Genomic DNA, 17,384 nt, shown 5'->3' on the forward strand with positions numbered 1-17,384 from the left:
TTATAGAGATCTAGCAGCAGCTAAGATTTCATCAATACCCGCTTTTCGGTTCTGCAGATGCAGACGAAGGAGCGGGTATTTTCTTGTCGCAAGGGCTCGGTTATCACCGATAGCTTGCGCAAAGAGGAGTGTACGAAGACTGAAATCGCGACCAGGAATCGTGTAATCGATAGAAGTCTCACCAGTAATTTGCAGGAAAGATCCGTTCTTCTGGCCACCTTTATGGAATTGCCCAGTGGAGTGCAGAAAGCGAGGCGCCCACCCGAATGATGTAGGGCGAGCAGATTTCTCAGCCAAGATTGCACGTAGTTCTGCAATCTTCACATCATCACGGCGATCAAGATAGGCCATGATTGCGATGTATCCACCATCTTTTACATCTTCGATAAATGTTGCCAATGCATCTTTCAGAGATTGACCATCACCGAAAATCTCCACTGATTTATCAGTGCAGGCCGGCGTGAGAACAGGGACGACGTTATTCCATTCGGTAAGGGCTGCAGCAGTCTGTTCTTTAGCCTCAGTCACATTCGGTTGATTAAATGGATCAATCTTGAGTGCTGCACCAATGAGGGCAGTGACCCATTCCCAGAAAATAAAATGTGCTCCGAGTGGGCCTTCGACTGTGAGGTCTGCTCCACTTCCTGCATAGGAAACGGTGAATGCACCGCCAACACGAGCACGTGTTACATCCTCTGTTGCAATGGGAAGTCGACCGATTGAATCTTTTCCGGTGGATTCTGCAATGAGCTGCTCAATCCAATCGGAGAGTCCAGGAACGTGTGATCCTGCATCGGTGAATGCGATGTATTGCTCTGCTTGTGTGACAAGGAGATAGGCGACATCAAGAATTACCTGATCATCTTGTAGGAATGCCTTCTTTTCAGCGCTTGCATCATCGAGTATCTCCTTGATCGGAGCGCCAATGAGTGCAGATGGAACCAATCCAAAGGCGCTGAGAACGCTAAATCGTCCACCCACATTGGGATCGGCGTTAATGACTGAATACCCCGATGCACGAACTTCTTTATCAAGTGGTGAACCAGGATCTGTCACAAAGAGCATATGGTCAAGTGGGTTAAGCCCTGCAGCTCGGAACTGACCTTCGAAGAGTGCGCGCTGTGATGAAGTTTCGATAGTCGAACCAGATTTCGAACTTACTACGACAAGTGTGTGTGCAAGATCTGTCCCGATGGCATGGCGTGCATAGTTGGGATCCGTTGAATCAAAGATGAAGATATCTTTCTTATAGGTAAGAGCAATCACTTCAGGCCCCAGTGAAGAGCCACCCATTCCACATAAGACGACGCGAGTGTGAGATGCAAATTTCTTAGCTATCTCAGTGATCTGGGGTAGAAGTGAGAGCGACGCTTCTGGGAGGTCAACCCAATTCAGGCGAATAGCTGCTTCGGTCGATGCCTTAGTTCCCCACGTGCTTGCATCCTTCTTCGCAATGCGAGGATGAGCTTCACGTAACTTGCGATAAATCTCGCTTTCGCGATCAATGGTCGCAAGCGATGGACCAGAGATTTTCACTATGCAAGCGCCTTCTTCACATCTGAAACAACCCGCTCTGAAGTCAGACCAAACTCAGTGAAGAGCTTTGCAGCAGATGCTGATGCACCCCAATGATCAAGAGAGATGATGACACCTTTATCGCCCACATATTCGCGCCAACCCAGAGCAATTCCTGCCTCGATGCTGACTCGCAGTGATGAGGTGGGAAGAACTGACTCGCGATAGGAGATAGTTTGTTCGTTAAACCATTCAAGACATGGCGCGCTCACAACGCGAGTTGAGACTCCTTCTGCCTCGAGTGCAATCTGTGCATCTAGTGCGATGCCGACTTCAGAACCTGTTGCAATGATGACGACCTTCGGAGTTGAGGATGCCTCTTTCAGAATGTATGCACCCTTATCGACTCCTGAGACTGCGCCATGTGTTGTGCGATCTACGGTGCGAAGGTTTTGGCGAGAGAGCAGGAAGCCTGCTGGCTTATTTCGTTTGATGACAGATTTCCACGCTTCAGTTACCTCATTGGCATCTGCCGGGCGCAAGACTGCAAAGTTTGGAATAGCACGCAGTGCTGCAAAGTGCTCAATGGGTTGATGCGTTGGACCATCTTCTCCCACGCCGATGGAATCATGTGTCCAGACGAAGATAGATGGAATATCCATGATGGCTGCAAGGCGAACAGAGGGACGCATGTAATCGCTAAAGACTGCGAAAGTTCCACCAAATGATCGTGAAAGCCCATGCAAGGTAATTCCGTTGATGATGGAGCCCATTGCATGTTCGCGGATACCAAAGTGGATGATGCGACCGTATGGATCTGCATTCTTCATCGCACTTGTTGCAGGCAAGAAGGAGTTGCCGCCTTCGATAGTGGTCATATTTGAATCTGCAAGATCTGCAGAGCCGCCCCAAAACTCAGGCAGTGACTTTGCGATCGCATTGATGACATGTCCTGATGCTGTGCGAGTTGCGACATCTTTACCGGCTTCAAAGCTAGGCAGAGCTGATTCCCATCCTGCAGGAAGTTCGCGTGCAACAAGACGTTTCAGAAGTGCCGCGCGATCTGGATGAGCCTTCTGCCACTGTTCAAACTTTGAATCCCACTCCTTACGAGTTGCAGCACCTCGAGCCTTCACTGCGCGCACATGAGCAAAGACATCTTCAGGCATTGCAAACTTCTCATCAGGGTTTAGGCCAAGCTCCTTCTTAGTTGCCGCAATCTCTTCATCACCGAGCGCCGAACCATGTGATTTTCCAGTTCCGCGAAGTTTCGGTGCAGGCCATGCAATGATCGAATGCATACGGATAAGAGATGGCTTTGTCTTCTCAGCTTTGGCTGCAATCATCGCCTTATCAAGGGATTCGAGATCTACATTGCCATCAGATAGTGCCGGCACATCTTGGACATGCCAGCCATAAGCGCGATAGCGAGCTGCAACGTCTTCTGTAAATGAAACGTGAGTATCGCCTTCGATAGAGATTCTGTTGTCATCATAAATAATGTTGAGATTGCCAAGCTCTTGTGTTCCAGCAAGTGATGATGCCTCTCCAGAAACTCCTTCTTGAAGATCACCATCAGAACAGATAACCCAGATGGAGTGATCGAAAAGTGATGTGCCTGCAGGTGCTTCAGGATCGAGAAGTCCGCGCTCATAACGAGCTGCCATTGCAAAGCCAACAGATGTGGCAACACCTGCTCCTAATGGACCAGTTGTCATTTCAACGCCTGCGGTGTGGCCAAATTCAGGGTGTCCTGGTGTGAGAGATCCCCATGTTCTAAAGGATTGAATATCTTCCATCTCAAGCCCATACCCACTGAAGAAAAGTTGAGTGTAAAGAGTCATGGAGGAGTGGCCGCAAGACAAGATGAAACGATCGCGACCTAACCACTGTGGGTCGGATGGATCATGAACGAGATGGCGCTGAAATAGGTTGTAGGCAACAGGAGCAAGTGCCATCGCAGTACCTGGGTGTCCATTACCAACCTTTTGCACGGCATCCATGGCCAGTGCACGTGCGTAAGCAACTGCGCGGTCATCGAGTTCAGTCCAGCCAGCGATTTTGCTCATGTTCTTCTCCTTATGCGGGTTTACGTACTACAGATAGACGGACGCGCCACGCTGCGATCCACACCAATACAGATCCAAGTAAATGCATTACTACAAGCTCCTCAGGTACGCCGAGGAAATATTGGAGATAGCCAATTGCTCCTTGGCCGATGGCAAGAAAGATGAAGATAATGAGCCAACGTTTGGTTTCATAGTTCAGCTTTCTTGAAATGAGGAAGAAAACGGAGACAATCATGAGTAACCACACCGAAGCGCTATGAATTCTCGTGATAGTTGTGATGGCAAAATCTAATCGAGGGGCATCGACATCTCCTGCATGTGGTCCGCTGCCTGTGACGAGAGTTCCAATAGTGATTGCAATAAATGCGAGGTTGATATGGGCTAGTGAGATTCTGGAGATGCGAACCTCAGTCGATGATGTGCGCACACTGGGGTTATGCCTGCGTGAGTGCAGGGAAGTTGCAGCGGCGATGAGAAGAATGGATAGAAGTAAGTGCGATCCCACAGCTAAAGGATTGAGATCGGTGAGGACTGTGATGCCACCTAATACGCCCTGACCAAGAATTCCAAGAACTTGTGTGGCGCCAAGAAATCTTAAATCTCGACGACCAGAACGAAATATTGCAATCACTGTTGCAAGGGCAGCAAAGAGAAGTGCGAAGGTCAGAAGTCTGTTTCCAAATTCAATCCATGCGTGCAATTGACCTTCGGCCTGTCCGGGCACTGGTGTGTAGGAACCGGGGGTGCACTCAGGCCATGTCGGACAGCCAAGTCCTGAGCCCGTTACTCGAACTGCCCCTCCGGTAATAACCAGTGCAGATTGGAGAAAGAGGAGCAGGCCAGTTAAGGCAGGAAGGAGTTTGCTCGCTAAACTTCTCGCTCTACTCACGCTCCGTAGCCTAAGACCTTATGGGGGCGCGCAGGCGACACCTGTAAGTGGCGAGGCGGTGCGAATTACGACACAATAGTGTTGTGAAAATCGATGATCTCAGCACCCGTGACGCTGTCGCTCGCTCGGTCCTCGAAAATGGTCCATCGACTGCCGTCGTACTCGGTGAGCGTCTTGGCTTAACCCCGGCTGGAATTCGCCGCCACCTTGATCTCTTGGTTGCAGATGGAATTTTGGAAGCGCGTGAACCTCACCAGGCTCTTACTCGTGGTCGTGGTCGTCCATCGAAGGTATTTGTGATGACCGATTCAGGGCGAGAGAAGTTTGAACATTCCTACGATGACTTAGCTGTTGCGGCGCTGAAATTTATGTCAGCACAATCAGGGGGAACCCTTGTTAAAGCATTTGCGCAATCACGTGCTGATGACATCGAACGTAAGGGAACGGTTGCACTGGCAAAGCGTTCCAATAAATCTGAAGCGCTGGCAACATTTCTTACTGAACAGGGATATGCCGCCAGTATTGAGAGCCGCCCCTTGGGTGAGCAACTCTGTCAACACCACTGTCCAATTGCCCACGTCGCTGCAGAATTTCCTGCGCTCTGTGAGGCAGAGACTGAAGCTTTCTCACGCATGCTAGGAACTCACGTTCAACGTTTAGCCACTATCGCTCATGGCGATGGTGTCTGCACTACATACATCCCCAACACTGTAAAAACCAAACCATCAAAGAAAATAACTGCTGGAAAGGCACACTCATGACAACAGCACACCCAGAGCTCGAAGGCCTCGGAAATTACGAATACGGTTGGTCTGATAGCAATGATGCGGGATCTAATGCTAAGCGCGGATTAAGCGAAGAAGTAGTTCGCGATATCTCAGCGAAGAAGTCTGAGCCTCAGTGGATGCTAGATCTGCGCCTTAAAGGTCTTGGACTCTTTGATAAGAAGCCGATGCCATCATGGGGCTCAGATCTAACTGGAATTTTCTTCGACACTATTAAGTACTTTGTGCGCTCTACTGAGAAGCAGGCGACAACGTGGGATGACCTTCCAGATGATATTAAGAATACCTATGACCGCCTTGGTATTCCTGAGGCAGAGAAGCAGCGCCTAGTTTCAGGTGTTGCAGCCCAGTATGAATCAGAAGTTGTTTATCACTCAATCCGTGAAGATCTTGAGAAGCAGGGCGTGATCTTCCTTGATACAGATAGCGCTCTAAAGCAACATCCTGAGCTCTTCAAAGAGTATTTCGCAACTGTTATTCCTGTTGGCGATAACAAATTTGCAGCGCTGAATACATCTGTCTGGTCTGGTGGTTCATTTATCTATGTTCCTAAGGGCGTTCATGTTGATATCCCTCTACAGGCTTACTTCCGTATCAATACAGAGAATATGGGTCAGTTCGAACGTACTCTGATTATTGCTGATGAAGATTCATACATTCACTATGTAGAAGGCTGTACAGCACCTATCTACAAGTCAGATTCATTGCACTCAGCAGTTGTTGAGATCATCGTGAAGAAGGGTGCTCGTGTTCGTTACACAACCATCCAGAACTGGTCTAACAACGTCTATAACTTGGTAACAAAGCGCGCAACATGTGCTGAAGGTGCAACGATGGAATGGGTCGATGGAAATATCGGTTCGAAGGTCACCATGAAGTACCCAGCTGTGATGTTGATGGGACCACATGCAAAGGGTGAAACACTTTCACTTGCCTTTGCAGGCCCTGGCCAACATCAAGATTCTGGTGCAAAGATGGTGCACGCAGCTCCTTACACATCATCTTCTGTAATCTCTAAATCTGTAGCTCGCGGTGGAGGACGTACTTCATACCGTGGACTTGTCCAGGTTCAAGAGGGTGCACACCACTCTAAAAGCACTGTGAAGTGCGATGCCCTTTTGGTGGACACAATCTCTCGTTCTGATACATATCCGTATGTTGATATCCGTGAAGATGATGTCTCTATGGGACACGAAGCTACTGTTTCTAAGATCTCAGATGATCAGCTCTTCTACTTGATGTCTCGCGGCCTCAATGAAGATGAAGCCATGGCAATGATTGTTCGTGGATTTATCGAACCAATCGCACGTGAGCTTCCTATGGAGTATGCACTGGAACTCAACCGCCTCATCGAACTTCAGATGGAAGGTTCAGTCGGCTAATGTCTTCATTGCAATCGAACGTTCTAGAAAATCACACCCCAACGGGGCGTGAAGAAGCATGGCGCTTTACTCCACTCAAACGCTTGGGTGGAATGCATGATGGTTCGGCCACCCCAGTCGAGCGCAATTCATTGGCAATCAATGGCTCACTTCCAACGGGAGTGACTTTCTCTCACCAAGAGATTGAGGCCGTTACTGAGACTGATGATGTGATCGTTAATCGCATTCGTGCGTTCACAAGCAAGGGCGCAGTTCTATCGATTGCCGCCAGTGCGGAAATCTCTGAGCCAATCATGCTTAACCGTTCTTCTTTCGGAACTGACTCTGCTGAATTCTCACGAGTTCTCATCAAGGCTGGCAATCACTCAAAGTCTGTTGTTGTCATTGAGAACTCAGGTGATACTCATCTTGCAGAAGATTTAGAGATTGTTGTTGAGCCAGGTGCTCACCTCACTCTCATCGCACTTCAGGAATGGGATTCGAAGACCATTCATGCAGCGCGCCATCATGCAATCGTTGATCGCGATGCAACATTTAAGTCAATCGTTGTCACAGTCGGGGGAGATGTAGTTCGTCTGCTTCCCACCGTGGACTTCATTGCACCAGGTGCATCATGTGATCTCTCAGGTGTCTACTTTGCAACTGCTGGACAGTTCTTTGAACACCGCATGTTTGTTGATCATAAAGTGCCTAATGCGAAGTCCCGTGTGAATTACAAGGGAGCGCTAGCAGGGGATAAGGCGCACACTGTCTGGATTGGTGATGTCTTTATCCGTGCAGCAGCTGAAGGCACAGATACCTACGAGCTCAACCGAAATTTGCTTCTTTCAGATGGGGCTCGTGCGGATTCAGTTCCTAACCTTGAGATCGAAACTGGTGAAATCGTTGGAGCAGGCCATGCATCTACAACTGGTCGCTTTGATGATGAACAGCTCTTCTACTTAATGTCACGCGGAATCACTATGGATGATGCGCGACGCCTTGTAGTACGCGGATTCTTTAATGAGATTGTCTCTGAGATTGGTATCGAATCAATTCAAGAGCGCATCATGACTCGCATTGATGGAGAACTTGAAAAGGCAGGTAAGTAAATGTCTGATCTAGCTTTCTCTTCACTTCAGGCTGGAAAGCCTGTGCGCATTGAGAAGAACGGTGAATCTATCTGTGTTGCCCGTGTGGGCGATCAGGTTTTCGCAGTCAACGATGTCTGCAGCCACTCTGATGCATCACTTTCAGAAGGTGACATCACAGATTTCAAGATTGAATGCTGGCTTCACGGAGCTGAGTTCGACCTTCGCACAGGAGAGGCGTTAACGCCTCCAGCTGTAGCACCCATTAAGACCTATTCAGTAACTGTCGACGGAGACTCCGTCACGGTAGAGATGTAACGGAGATAGATATGAGCACTCTTGAAATTCGCGGATTGAAAGTATCTGTCGAGACCGAGCAAGGATCGATTGAAATTCTTAAGGGCGTAGACCTCACCATCAAGTCAGGTGAGACACATGCAATCATGGGACCTAACGGTTCAGGTAAGTCAACGCTTGCATACTCAATCGCCGGTCACCCTAAATACACCATCACAGAGGGCACAGTTACTCTCGATGGTGCAGATGTACTTGAGATGACAGTTGACGAGCGCGCAAAGGCAGGACTCTTCCTTGCAATGCAGTATCCAGTTGAAGTTCCAGGCGTTTCAGTTTCAAACTTCCTTCGTACAGCAGCAACAGCTCTTCGCGGAGAAGCCCCAAAGCTTCGCGAGTGGGTAGGGGAAGTAAAGAGTGCAATGGAATCGCTCAAGATGGATGCATCATTTGCTCAACGCAATGTGAATGAAGGATTCTCAGGAGGAGAGAAGAAGCGTCATGAAATCATGCAGCTCGAACTTCTCAAGCCTAAGTTTGCAATCCTTGATGAGACAGATTCAGGTCTTGATGTTGATGCGCTTCGTATCGTCTCTGAGGGTGTTGTTCGCGCAAAGGCTGCAAATAACCACGGAATCCTTCTGATTACTCACTACACACGCATCTTGCGCTATATCAAGCCTGACTTCGTGCATGTATTTGCTAACGGTCGTATCGTCGAAGAAGGCGGACCAGAGCTTGCAGATAAGCTCGAAGCAAATGGTTATGCGGAGTACGTCACCGCTTAATTATGACATTTGATGCTCACGCTATCGCTAAGGATTTTCCGATTTTGGATCGGACAATCCGCGATGGCAAGCGCCTTGTCTATTTAGATTCTGGCGCAACGAGCCAAAAGCCCAATGTTGTCATTAATGCAGAAAGTGATTTCTACCGTTTTCATAATGCGGCGGTGCATCGCGGTGCGCATCAATTGGCTGAGGAAGCAACCGATGCCTACGAAGGTGCTCGCGAAATTGTTGCTCAATTCCTCAACGCATCGGTCGATGAAATCGTCTTCACTAAGAACGCCACGGAATCTCTCAATCTCATCTGCTATGCGATGGGCAACGCTGCTCCTGGCAATCGTTTTCACCTTAAAGCAGGGGATTCAATAGTCGTTACCGAGATGGAGCACCATGCCAATCTCATCCCTTGGCAGCAGTTAGCTGCCCGCACGGGAGCAACTCTGAAATGGTTCACCGTCACAGATGATGGACGCCTAGATCTCTCTCAGATCAATTCAGTCATTGACGAGAAGACAAAAGTTGTGGCTCTCACTCACCAATCAAATGTACTTGGCACCATCAACCCACTAGAAGCGATTACAAAGCGTGCTCACGAAGTGGGGGCCGTTGTTGTTCTTGATGCATGTCAATCTGTTCCTCACATGAAGACAGATGTGAAGGCGCTCGATATTGATTTCTTAGCATTCTCAGGACACAAGGCAGTAGGTCCTACAGGTATTGGAGTTTTCTGGGGACGCGCAGAACTTCTTGCTGAACTTCCACCGTTTCTTACCGGTGGCTCCATGATTGAAAATGTCACGATGGAATCTGCAACATGGGCGCCAGCACCAAAGAAGTTTGAAGCCGGTGTTCCCAATATGGCACAGGCTGTTGGATTAGGTGCAGCGCTGACCTATCTGACTGGAATTGGTATGGATAACATTCATAAGCATGAGATATCACTTACCAAATATTTGCTTGAGGGTCTGTCTGCTATTACTGATCTGCGCATTATTGGTCCAAAGACAACAGAGCTTCGTGGTGGAGTAGTTTCATTTACTCTTGGAGATATTCATCCACACGATTTAGGTCAGTACTTAGATAGCCAAGGAATTGCAGTTCGCACAGGTCATCACTGCGCATGGCCACTCACTCGCAAGCTTGGAGTTCCCGCAACTACACGTGCCTCTGTCTATCTCTATAACACCACAGATGACCTTGATGCACTCATCGTCGGCGTGCAGGGCGCTCAGAAATATTTTGGTCGCTAATGCAGCTCGATAATCTCTATCAAGAAGTGATTCTGGATCACTATAAGAATCCGCAGAACAAGAAGTTGAATACAACTTTTGATGCGCAGGTTCACCACATCAATCCCAGCTGTGGCGATGAAATCACTCTCAACGTCACACTTGAAGGAAATATGGTCAAGAGCGTTTCTTGGGATGGCGTGGGGTGCTCGATTTCTCAGGCAAGTGTCTCGATTCTTACAGACCTTCTTATCGGCAAAAACCTTGATCAAGCTCAGGTGATAGCTGATTCCTTTATGCACTTGATGCAGAGCAAGGGAACCGAGAAGGGTGATGAGTCACTTCTTGAGGATGCAGTCGCCCTTGCGGGAGTTTCTCAGTATCCGGCTCGCATTAAATGTGCGTTGCTGGGTTGGATGGCATTTAAAGATGCAAGCGTTCAAGCGTTGGCAAAGCAAGCCTAAAAAGAAAGTAGGATAGAGACATGGTTGCAAAGATCGAAGATATTAATGAGGCGATGAAGGATGTTGTCGACCCAGAACTTGGTATCAACGTTGTTGACCTTGGACTTATCTACGACATGATGGTCGATGACAACAATATTGCTGTCCTGAATATGACTCTCACATCTGCTGCATGCCCATTACAAGATGTGATTGAAGATCAAACACGTCAAGCTCTTGCACCTTTTACAGACGATGTGAAAATCAATTGGGTGTGGATGCCACCTTGGGGTCCCGATAAAATCTCTGATGATGGTCGCGAACAACTTCGCGCCCTCGGCTTTACAGTCTGATTCCTAGATCTGATCTCTGATGTCTCAACATGCAGTCTGGATGACCTTTCGGTCAATGACTGCAGATCCATCTGTTAAGTCTCAGAAACTAAAGCCAGGAACAATCAAGAGAATCATTACCTACGGCAAGCCCTATAAATCTCACATCATCATATTTCTCATCACCGTAGTAATCGAAGCGCTCCTCGTCGTTTCAACCCCACTGTTGCTTCGCGAACTCATCGATAAGGGCGTCTTACCTAAAGATACGGGCCTTGTTACAAAGCTTGCTTTCCTTGTGGGACTGCTTGCTGTGGTCGATGCTGCATTTAACATCTTCGGGCGTTGGTACTCAGCAAGAATCGGCGAGGGCTTGATCTATGACCTGCGCTCACAAGTATTTGCTCATATTCAACGCCAATCAATTGCATTCTTTACTCGCACGCAAACAGGTGCGCTGATCTCTCGCATTAACTCAGATGTGATGGGTGCTCAACAAGCCTTTACTGGGACTCTGTCAGGTGTGGTGAGCAATGTGGTCTCACTCGTACTCGTTGTGACAACGATGCTGATTCTCTCTTGGCAGATCACAGTCGTATCTCTTCTACTTCTACCTGCCTTTCTTCTTCCAACTAAGTGGGTTGGAAAGCGCATTCAAGCCCTGACTCGGGATTCATTTAATCTCAACGCAACAATGTCGAGCACCATGACTGAGCGCTTCAATGTCTCTGGTGCACTACTTGTGAACCTGTATGGAAAGCCAGCAAAAGAGGAGAACTTCTTTCGCACACGTGCGCGCAAGGTTGCAGATATAGGCATTCAGACAGCAATGCTTAACAGAGTCTTCTTTGTCGGAATCACAAGTGTCGCAGCGGTTGCAACAGCCTTTGCTTATGGCATTGGGGGACACCTTGCAATCAACGGTTCCATTACGGTCGGAACTCTGCTCGCTATCACTGCACTGCTCATTCGCCTCTATGGGCCGCTGACTGCGCTCTCTAATGTTCGCATCGATGTAATGACTGCACTTGTCTCATTTGAACGCGTCTTTGAAGTACTAGACCTTCAGCCGATGATTGTTGATAAGGCTGATGCAAAGTTTTTGAGGAAGAAAGACTTGAAGATCGATTTCACCGATGTTGCCTTTAGCTATCCGCGTGCTGATGAGATTTCATTAGCATCGCTTGAATCGGCGGCAAAGCCGGAGACTGTTGAAAGCGGAGAGGTTTTGCGCGGAATTACTTTTAGCGCACCTGCAGGATCATTGACTGCAATTGTTGGCCCATCGGGCGCTGGTAAGACAACGATGAGCGCGCTACTTCCAAGGCTGTATGACGTTACACGTGGTGCAATCACCATTGATGGCGAAGATATTCGAGAGTTCACTGTGCAATCACTTCGTGACTCCATCGGTGTTGTTATGCAAGATGCACACCTGTTCCATGAAACTATCTCTGAAAACCTTCGCTATGCGAAAGAAGATGCAACTGAGGCCGAGATGATTGAAGCGTGCAAAGCAGCGCAGATTTGGGATCTTATCTCAACGCTTCCAAACGGCTTTGACACGATGGTGGGAGAACGAGGCCATCGCCTCTCTGGTGGAGAGAAGCAAAGGCTTGCAATAGCCAGGCTGCTTCTTAAAGCACCTGCCATTGTGATCTTGGATGAGGCAACTGCGCACCTTGATTCTGAGAATGAATCTCTCGTGCATGAAGCTTTAAAGCATGCTCTTAAGGGGCGAACATCGATTGTGATTGCACATCGATTGAGTACAGTGATGGAAGCTGATCAGATTTTAGTTCTTGAAAAAGGGCTGATCGTAGAGCGCGGAAAGCATGAAGAACTCATTGCTAGAGGTGGTTTGTACTCAGAGCTCTTTGCGAGACAAGACATCACGACGAATTAAGAATCGTCCGTAGATAACAAGGCCTCCGAAGAATAGCCACTGCAAGGCATATGCCATATGTGGCCCATCGGAGAGTTCAGGAAGTTGCGCTGGAACAGCAGGAGTGAGAGCAGAATCTGATCCACTCAGTAAATCAATATAGAAAGTCTCTGTTGAAGATCCAGATTGTGCATTTGCCTTTGAGACAAGTCCGTCAGCTTTGTTGCCAGGAATCGCAAAGAAAGATCCACGCGGAAGAGAAGAATCTAAGCGAAGCCTTCCGGTAATGCTCACTTCACCCGTTGGTAAAGCAGGTAGTTCGGGTTGGGAAGATGCGCTGGCACCAGCTTTCACCCAACCGCAATCAACCCAGAAGCTCTTTCCTTCAGGAGTAGTAAAGCGCGTGAGAAGTTCGAAACCATACACACCTTCTGAATAGCGATTACGCAAGAGTATTTGTGATGAGGAGTCAAAGATGCCTTCAGTTCGTACTGGTTGCCATTCATGGTCAGCAGGGTTGGATCGCACAGATGTCAGTGAGACAGGGCTCATGCTTGAGTTTGTTTCGATGACTGAATTGCGTGCGTGTCGATCAACACCACGGTGATACTGCCATTGCGCTGCCCAGATGCATCCAATAATCAGAAGTAGGGCGACGAGGGACTTAAGGAGCGAGTAACTCTCTTTCTTTCTTGTGTTACTCAATTCCTCTCGGCCTCTTCTTCAAGATGGCTTCACCTGGTAGAACTGTTTCGCGCCCTGCATTTGCAACTACGACTGCGATATAGGGCAAGGTAACGGCGCCGAGAAGTGCGAACCATCGATATGGACTGGGTAGTAACACAGTCAGGATGAAGCAGGCTGTTCGTATCATCATTGAAATGAAATAGCGACGTTGTCTCGCAGACTGGTCAGTAGATAACCCTTTTGGGGCGCTAGTGATGTCGTAAACGTCATCTTCTTTAGCCATAGAGCAACAGTAGGGTAGTTTTCTCTCATGAGCGAGCCGACTTCAATCGCACTTGTTACCGGTGGAAATCGCGGTATCGGTTTAGCAATCGCAACTGCTCTCAAGGCCGCAGGGCACAGAGTCGTCATTACCTATCGCAGTGGAACGCCACCGACAGGCTTTGATGCCGTGCAGATGGATGTCACTGATTCAGCAAGTGTGGATGCAGCATTTACAAAGATTGAATCTGAGATCGGACAACCTGAAATTATCGTTGCAAACGCAGGCATTACAAAAGACACTCTTGTCCTGCGTATGAGCGATGAAGATTTTGAAAGTGTGATTGATGCAAACCTCACAGGTGCATTCCGAGTTGCAAAGCGTGCAACAAAAGGTCTGCTGAAGTTAAAGCGAGGACGTCTCATATTTATTGGCTCAGTCGTTGGGGGAGTAGGCGCTGCAGGCCAAGTGAATTACTCAGCCTCTAAATCAGGTCTTGTCGGAATGGCTCGATCCTTTGCCCGTGAACTTGGAAGTCGAGGCATTACAGCCAATGTCATTGCACCGGGATTTGTCGAGACAGATATGACAGCAGAACTTGATGAGAAGCGTCGTGTAGATATTGCAGCACAAGTTCCACTTGGACGCTTCTGCTCTGCTGCAGAGATTGCAGATGTTGTGGCATTTATTGCATCCCCGCAAGCTAGCTATATCACCGGTGCCATCATTCCAGTCGATGGCGGATTAGGAATGGGTCACTAAGTATGGGAATCCTTCAAGGTAAAAACATCCTCGTCACCGGCGTTCTCACCGATGGATCAATCGCATTTCATATTGCCAAGATTGCACAAGAGGAAGGTGCGAACGTAGTTCTTACTGGCTTTGGTCGTGCTCTGAGCTTGACCACTCGTATTGCAGGTCGCCTCCCACAACTTCCTCCGATCATCGAACTCGATGTCACCAATCAAGAGCATCTCGATGGTTTGGCTGAGCAAGTAAGAAAGCATGTCCCACATCTTGATGGTGTTGTGCACTCCATCGGCTTTGCACCTGAGGCAGCACTGGGTGGAAATTTCCTGAATACTGCATGGGAAGATGTCGCAACTGCAGTGCATGTATCTGCATACTCGCTTAAATCGTTGACAATGGCTTGCAGACCAACATTTAAAGATGGGGCATCTGTTGTCGGCCTTGATTTTGATGCACAAGTTGCCTGGCCAAAGTATGACTGGATGGGCGTTGCTAAGGCTGCTCTTGAATCCACATCACGCTATTTGGCTCGCGATCTCGGCGCTGAAAATGTTCGTATCAACTTAGTTGCAGCAGGCCCTATTCGCACCATGGCTGCAAAATCAATTCCTGGCTTTGATGAATTCGAAAAGGTGTGGAATGAACGAAGCCCACTGGAATGGGATGTCACAGATCCTGTTCCTGCAGCAAAAGCTGCCGTTGCACTCTTAAGTGATTGGTTTCCCAAGACTACGGCTGAGATCATCCATGTCGATGGTGGTCTGCACGGTATGGGCGCCTGATTACGCACGGATTTTTCATTCTGAGCCCGCTCAGGTAGCCTTGCCCCAGACCAGTAGCTCAGGCTGCTGCAAGAGGAGCTCACCGCTCACACCTCTTTCGCTTCGGCGGATTGGTTAGTCGGAAGTAAACCTGAATCAGGTTTTACTCTCTCTATGCGGTGCGCGTTTTTTGTAGCGACTTGGATACTCAAGAACCGAACATAGGAGCAGAAATCACAACAGAGCCGCGCATTAACGACCGTATCCGCACACCCCAGATTCGTCTCATCAATTACACCGGTGAACAAGTTGGAGTTGTAGATATCGAAGCAGCGCTAGCAATGGCAGATGAAATCGGACTTGATCTCGTTGAGATCGCACCCGAAGCTAATCCGCCAGTGTGCAAGATCATGGACTTCGGCAAGTACAAGTACCAGGAAGCACAGAAAGCTCGCGAAGCACGTCAGAACCAGACCCACATTGTGGTGAAGGAAGTGCGCATGACACCAAAGATCGAAAATCACGACTACGAGACAAAGCGCTCAGCAGTCGAGAAATTCCTTAAAGGTGGCGACAAGGTGAAGATCACGATGAAGTTCCGTGGCCGTGAGCAAACACGTCCAGAGCTTGGGTTCAAACTCTTGCAACGTCTTGCAGAAGATGTGAAAGAGATTGCATTCGTGGAGTTCGCTCCTAAACAAGAAGGTCGACAGATGACGATGGTCCTAGGGCCAACGAAGAAGAAGACCGAAGCGGTAGCAGAACAGAAAGCGGCGCGAGCTGCCAAAGTGAAGGCTGCTGAAGAAGAAGCAGCCGCACAATAGGTTTTACAAGATTTTTCACAACGACGAAGTAACAGGAGAAGATAAATGCCAAAGATGAAAACCCACAGTGGTGCGAAGAAGACCTTCCGCGTCACAGGTACAGGAAAGATCATGCACGAGCGTGCAGGCAAGCGCCACCTTTTGGAGCACAAGTCATCACGCGTTACTCGTCGTTTGAGTCAAGAATCATCAGCTAAAAAGACCGTCACTATGACAGCCAAGCGCATGCTTGGTTTGAAGTAAGGGAGTAGATCAATGAGAGTCAAGCGCGGAGTACACGCAGCAAAGAAGCGTCGCACAACTCTTGAGCGCGCAGCCGGATATCGCGGTCAGCGTTCACGTCTTTTCACAAAGGCGAAGGAGCAAGTAACGCACTCAATGGTTTACGCCTTCAACGATCGTAAAGATAAGAAGGGCGATTTCCGTCAGCTATGGATTCAGCGTATTAACGCTGCAGCTCGCGAAAACGGAATGACCTATAACCGCTTCATCCAGGGCCTTAAGGCATCTGGGCTTGAAGTAGATCGTCGCGTTCTTTCAGATATCGCAACGAATGATCCAGCTGCATTTAAGGTTCTCGTGGATGTTTCACGCAAGAACCTTCCTGCAGCATAAGTAATACATACCAATGATTGAGAGCCTTCACTCGCCACATGTTGCGCGAGTGAAGGCTCTTATTGGTTCTAAGGGTGCACGCGAGCGTCGCGAACAAGGACTCTTCGTCGCAGAAGGCGTGCAATGCGCCCGTGAGGCTCTGACTTCAGAGAGCGGCCCACAACTTAAAATCCTTTACGCCACAGAAAATGGTCTTTCAAAGATTTCTGAGCTCGATTTAGATTCTGTTGAAATTGTTGAAGTAACCGATGCGGTCTTAAAGGCCATGTCTGACACAGTCTCACCGCAGGGGCTAATTTCCCTTTGCTATAAACCTGAAGCAAAGTTTGCAGATCTTAAAGCAACGGGATCATCAACCTTCATCTATCTCCATGAGATCCAAGATCCAGGAAATGCCGGAACCATCTTGCGCACAGCTGATGCAATGGGAATCTCTGCAGTGATTACCTCCCCAGATTCCGTTGATATGTATTCTCCCAAGGTAGTTCGCGCTACGGCAGGCTCTCTATGGAATATCTCTGTATTCGAGGGAGTTACATTCGACAGAGTTGATAAGCAATTTACAGGCATCCAGAAATTCCTTCTTTCATCCCATGCATACACATCAATCCGTGATATTTCCATCCCAGGTGATTGCATAGCAATTTTTGGCAATGAAGCCAGGGGAGTAGATGCATCAGCTCTCGGGGTCAGCGTTACGGAAGTGACCATTCCAATGGCTGGCCGTGCTGAAAGTCTTAACTTATCTGCCGCCGCATCTATCGTTATGTTCACCCTTTCTTCAAAGGTGGCAGGTTAGAATTA

Annotated in this window: 20 protein-coding genes; 15 read left to right on the forward strand and 5 right to left on the reverse strand. The window is 48.5% G+C overall.

Translation table 11 applies throughout. The annotated features are described in order from the left end of the window. From A1sIIA65_RS03005 to A1sIIA65_RS03015, 3 genes are read right to left on the reverse strand one after another with little or no spacing between them, the layout of a single operon-like run. Positions 1-1,536 (reverse strand): hypothetical protein, encoded by a 1,536-nt coding sequence (locus A1sIIA65_RS03005; protein ID WP_223298558.1) that lies wholly within the window; start codon positions 1,534-1,536, stop codon positions 1-3. Beyond that, entirely contained in the window at positions 1,536-3,584 is a 2,049-nt protein-coding gene (tkt, locus tag A1sIIA65_RS03010) for a transketolase (protein ID WP_095676112.1), read from the reverse strand. Before tkt ends, A1sIIA65_RS03005 begins: the two co-directional genes overlap by 1 nt. A 10-nt stretch (positions 3,585-3,594) precedes the next feature. Continuing rightward, positions 3,595-4,473: a COX15/CtaA family protein gene (locus tag A1sIIA65_RS03015; protein ID WP_095676113.1), complete on the reverse strand. Its 879-nt coding sequence runs from the start codon at positions 4,471-4,473 to the stop codon at positions 3,595-3,597. A 47-nt stretch (positions 4,474-4,520) separates the two neighbouring features. Here A1sIIA65_RS03015 and A1sIIA65_RS03020 point away from each other — a divergent pair, with 47 nt between their 5' ends. From A1sIIA65_RS03020 to A1sIIA65_RS03060, 9 genes are read left to right on the forward strand one after another with little or no spacing between them, the layout of a single operon-like run. Further along, entirely contained in the window at positions 4,521-5,234 is a 714-nt protein-coding gene (locus A1sIIA65_RS03020) for a helix-turn-helix transcriptional regulator (protein WP_095676114.1), read from the forward strand. Continuing rightward, positions 5,231-6,640 carry a Fe-S cluster assembly protein SufB gene (gene sufB / locus A1sIIA65_RS03025; protein ID WP_095676115.1) on the forward strand — a complete coding sequence of 470 codons (1,410 nt, stop codon included), beginning with the start codon at positions 5,231-5,233 and terminating at the stop codon, positions 6,638-6,640. Before A1sIIA65_RS03020 ends, sufB begins: the two co-directional genes overlap by 4 nt. After that, entirely contained in the window at positions 6,640-7,731 is a 1,092-nt protein-coding gene (sufD, locus tag A1sIIA65_RS03030) for a Fe-S cluster assembly protein SufD (protein ID WP_095676116.1), read from the forward strand. The genes sufB and sufD overlap by 1 nt, the downstream gene beginning before the upstream one ends. Next, the gene (locus tag A1sIIA65_RS03035) at positions 7,732-8,028 is read left to right on the forward strand and encodes a non-heme iron oxygenase ferredoxin subunit (protein WP_095676117.1); all 297 of its coding nucleotides are present in this window, start codon (positions 7,732-7,734) and stop codon (positions 8,026-8,028) included. It abuts the gene before it with no gap. 11 nt (positions 8,029-8,039) lie between these two features. Next, positions 8,040-8,792 carry a Fe-S cluster assembly ATPase SufC gene (gene sufC / locus A1sIIA65_RS03040; protein WP_095676118.1) on the forward strand — a complete coding sequence of 251 codons (753 nt, stop codon included), beginning with the start codon at positions 8,040-8,042 and terminating at the stop codon, positions 8,790-8,792. A 2-nt stretch (positions 8,793-8,794) separates the two neighbouring features. Then, positions 8,795-10,042, forward strand: coding sequence for a cysteine desulfurase (locus A1sIIA65_RS03045; RefSeq protein WP_095676119.1), 1,248 nt, complete (start codon positions 8,795-8,797; stop codon positions 10,040-10,042). Beyond that, positions 10,042-10,485 carry a Fe-S cluster assembly sulfur transfer protein SufU gene (sufU, locus tag A1sIIA65_RS03050; protein WP_095676120.1) on the forward strand — a complete coding sequence of 148 codons (444 nt, stop codon included), beginning with the start codon at positions 10,042-10,044 and terminating at the stop codon, positions 10,483-10,485. The genes A1sIIA65_RS03045 and sufU overlap by 1 nt, the downstream gene beginning before the upstream one ends. A gap of 20 nt (positions 10,486-10,505) precedes the next feature. Further along, on the forward strand, positions 10,506-10,817 hold the full coding sequence (locus A1sIIA65_RS03055) for a metal-sulfur cluster assembly factor (RefSeq protein WP_095531491.1): 312 nt from the start codon (positions 10,506-10,508) through the stop codon (positions 10,815-10,817). A 40-nt stretch (positions 10,818-10,857) separates the two neighbouring features. Then, positions 10,858-12,702 (forward strand): ABC transporter ATP-binding protein, encoded by a 1,845-nt coding sequence (locus A1sIIA65_RS03060; protein ID WP_223298559.1) that lies wholly within the window; start codon positions 10,858-10,860, stop codon positions 12,700-12,702. On the opposite strand, the gene A1sIIA65_RS03065 is transcribed toward A1sIIA65_RS03060, so the two are convergent. Together A1sIIA65_RS03065 and A1sIIA65_RS03070 are read right to left on the reverse strand one after the other, a co-directional pair. After that, entirely contained in the window at positions 12,664-13,386 is a 723-nt protein-coding gene (locus tag A1sIIA65_RS03065; RefSeq protein WP_095676122.1) for an SURF1 family protein, read from the reverse strand. The two genes, A1sIIA65_RS03060 and A1sIIA65_RS03065, sit on opposite strands and share 39 nt — an antisense overlap. After that, positions 13,379-13,651: a DUF3099 domain-containing protein gene (locus tag A1sIIA65_RS03070; RefSeq protein ID WP_095676123.1), complete on the reverse strand. Its 273-nt coding sequence runs from the start codon at positions 13,649-13,651 to the stop codon at positions 13,379-13,381. The genes A1sIIA65_RS03065 and A1sIIA65_RS03070 overlap by 8 nt, the downstream gene beginning before the upstream one ends. A gap of 27 nt (positions 13,652-13,678) precedes the next feature. Here A1sIIA65_RS03070 and fabG point away from each other — a divergent pair, with 27 nt between their 5' ends. The 6 genes from fabG to A1sIIA65_RS03100 all read left to right on the forward strand — a co-directional run bounded on the left by fabG (position 13,679) and on the right by A1sIIA65_RS03100 (position 17,379). Further along, positions 13,679-14,392, forward strand: coding sequence for a 3-oxoacyl-ACP reductase FabG (gene fabG / locus A1sIIA65_RS03075; RefSeq protein ID WP_095676124.1), 714 nt, complete (start codon positions 13,679-13,681; stop codon positions 14,390-14,392). Between the two features lie 2 nt (positions 14,393-14,394). Further along, a complete protein-coding gene (gene fabI / locus A1sIIA65_RS03080; protein ID WP_095676125.1) occupies positions 14,395-15,162 on the forward strand; it encodes an enoyl-ACP reductase FabI in 768 nt (255 codons plus the stop codon). A gap of 179 nt (positions 15,163-15,341) precedes the next feature. After that, positions 15,342-15,965 carry a translation initiation factor IF-3 gene (gene infC, locus A1sIIA65_RS03085; protein ID WP_190277142.1) on the forward strand — a complete coding sequence of 208 codons (624 nt, stop codon included), beginning with the start codon at positions 15,342-15,344 and terminating at the stop codon, positions 15,963-15,965. Between the two features lie 45 nt (positions 15,966-16,010). Then, positions 16,011-16,208 (forward strand): 50S ribosomal protein L35, encoded by a 198-nt coding sequence (gene rpmI, locus A1sIIA65_RS03090; protein ID WP_095676126.1) that lies wholly within the window; start codon positions 16,011-16,013, stop codon positions 16,206-16,208. A 12-nt stretch (positions 16,209-16,220) separates the two neighbouring features. Then, positions 16,221-16,580, forward strand: coding sequence for a 50S ribosomal protein L20 (rplT, locus tag A1sIIA65_RS03095; protein ID WP_095676127.1), 360 nt, complete (start codon positions 16,221-16,223; stop codon positions 16,578-16,580). A 13-nt stretch (positions 16,581-16,593) separates the two neighbouring features. Beyond that, a complete protein-coding gene (locus A1sIIA65_RS03100) occupies positions 16,594-17,379 on the forward strand; it encodes a TrmH family RNA methyltransferase (RefSeq protein ID WP_095676128.1) in 786 nt (261 codons plus the stop codon). Positions 17,380-17,384: the final 5 nt, after the last annotated feature.

Source organism: Candidatus Planktophila dulcis (genome assembly GCF_002288225.1).
Classification (GTDB): Bacteria; Actinomycetota; Actinomycetes; order Nanopelagicales; family Nanopelagicaceae; genus Planktophila; species Planktophila dulcis.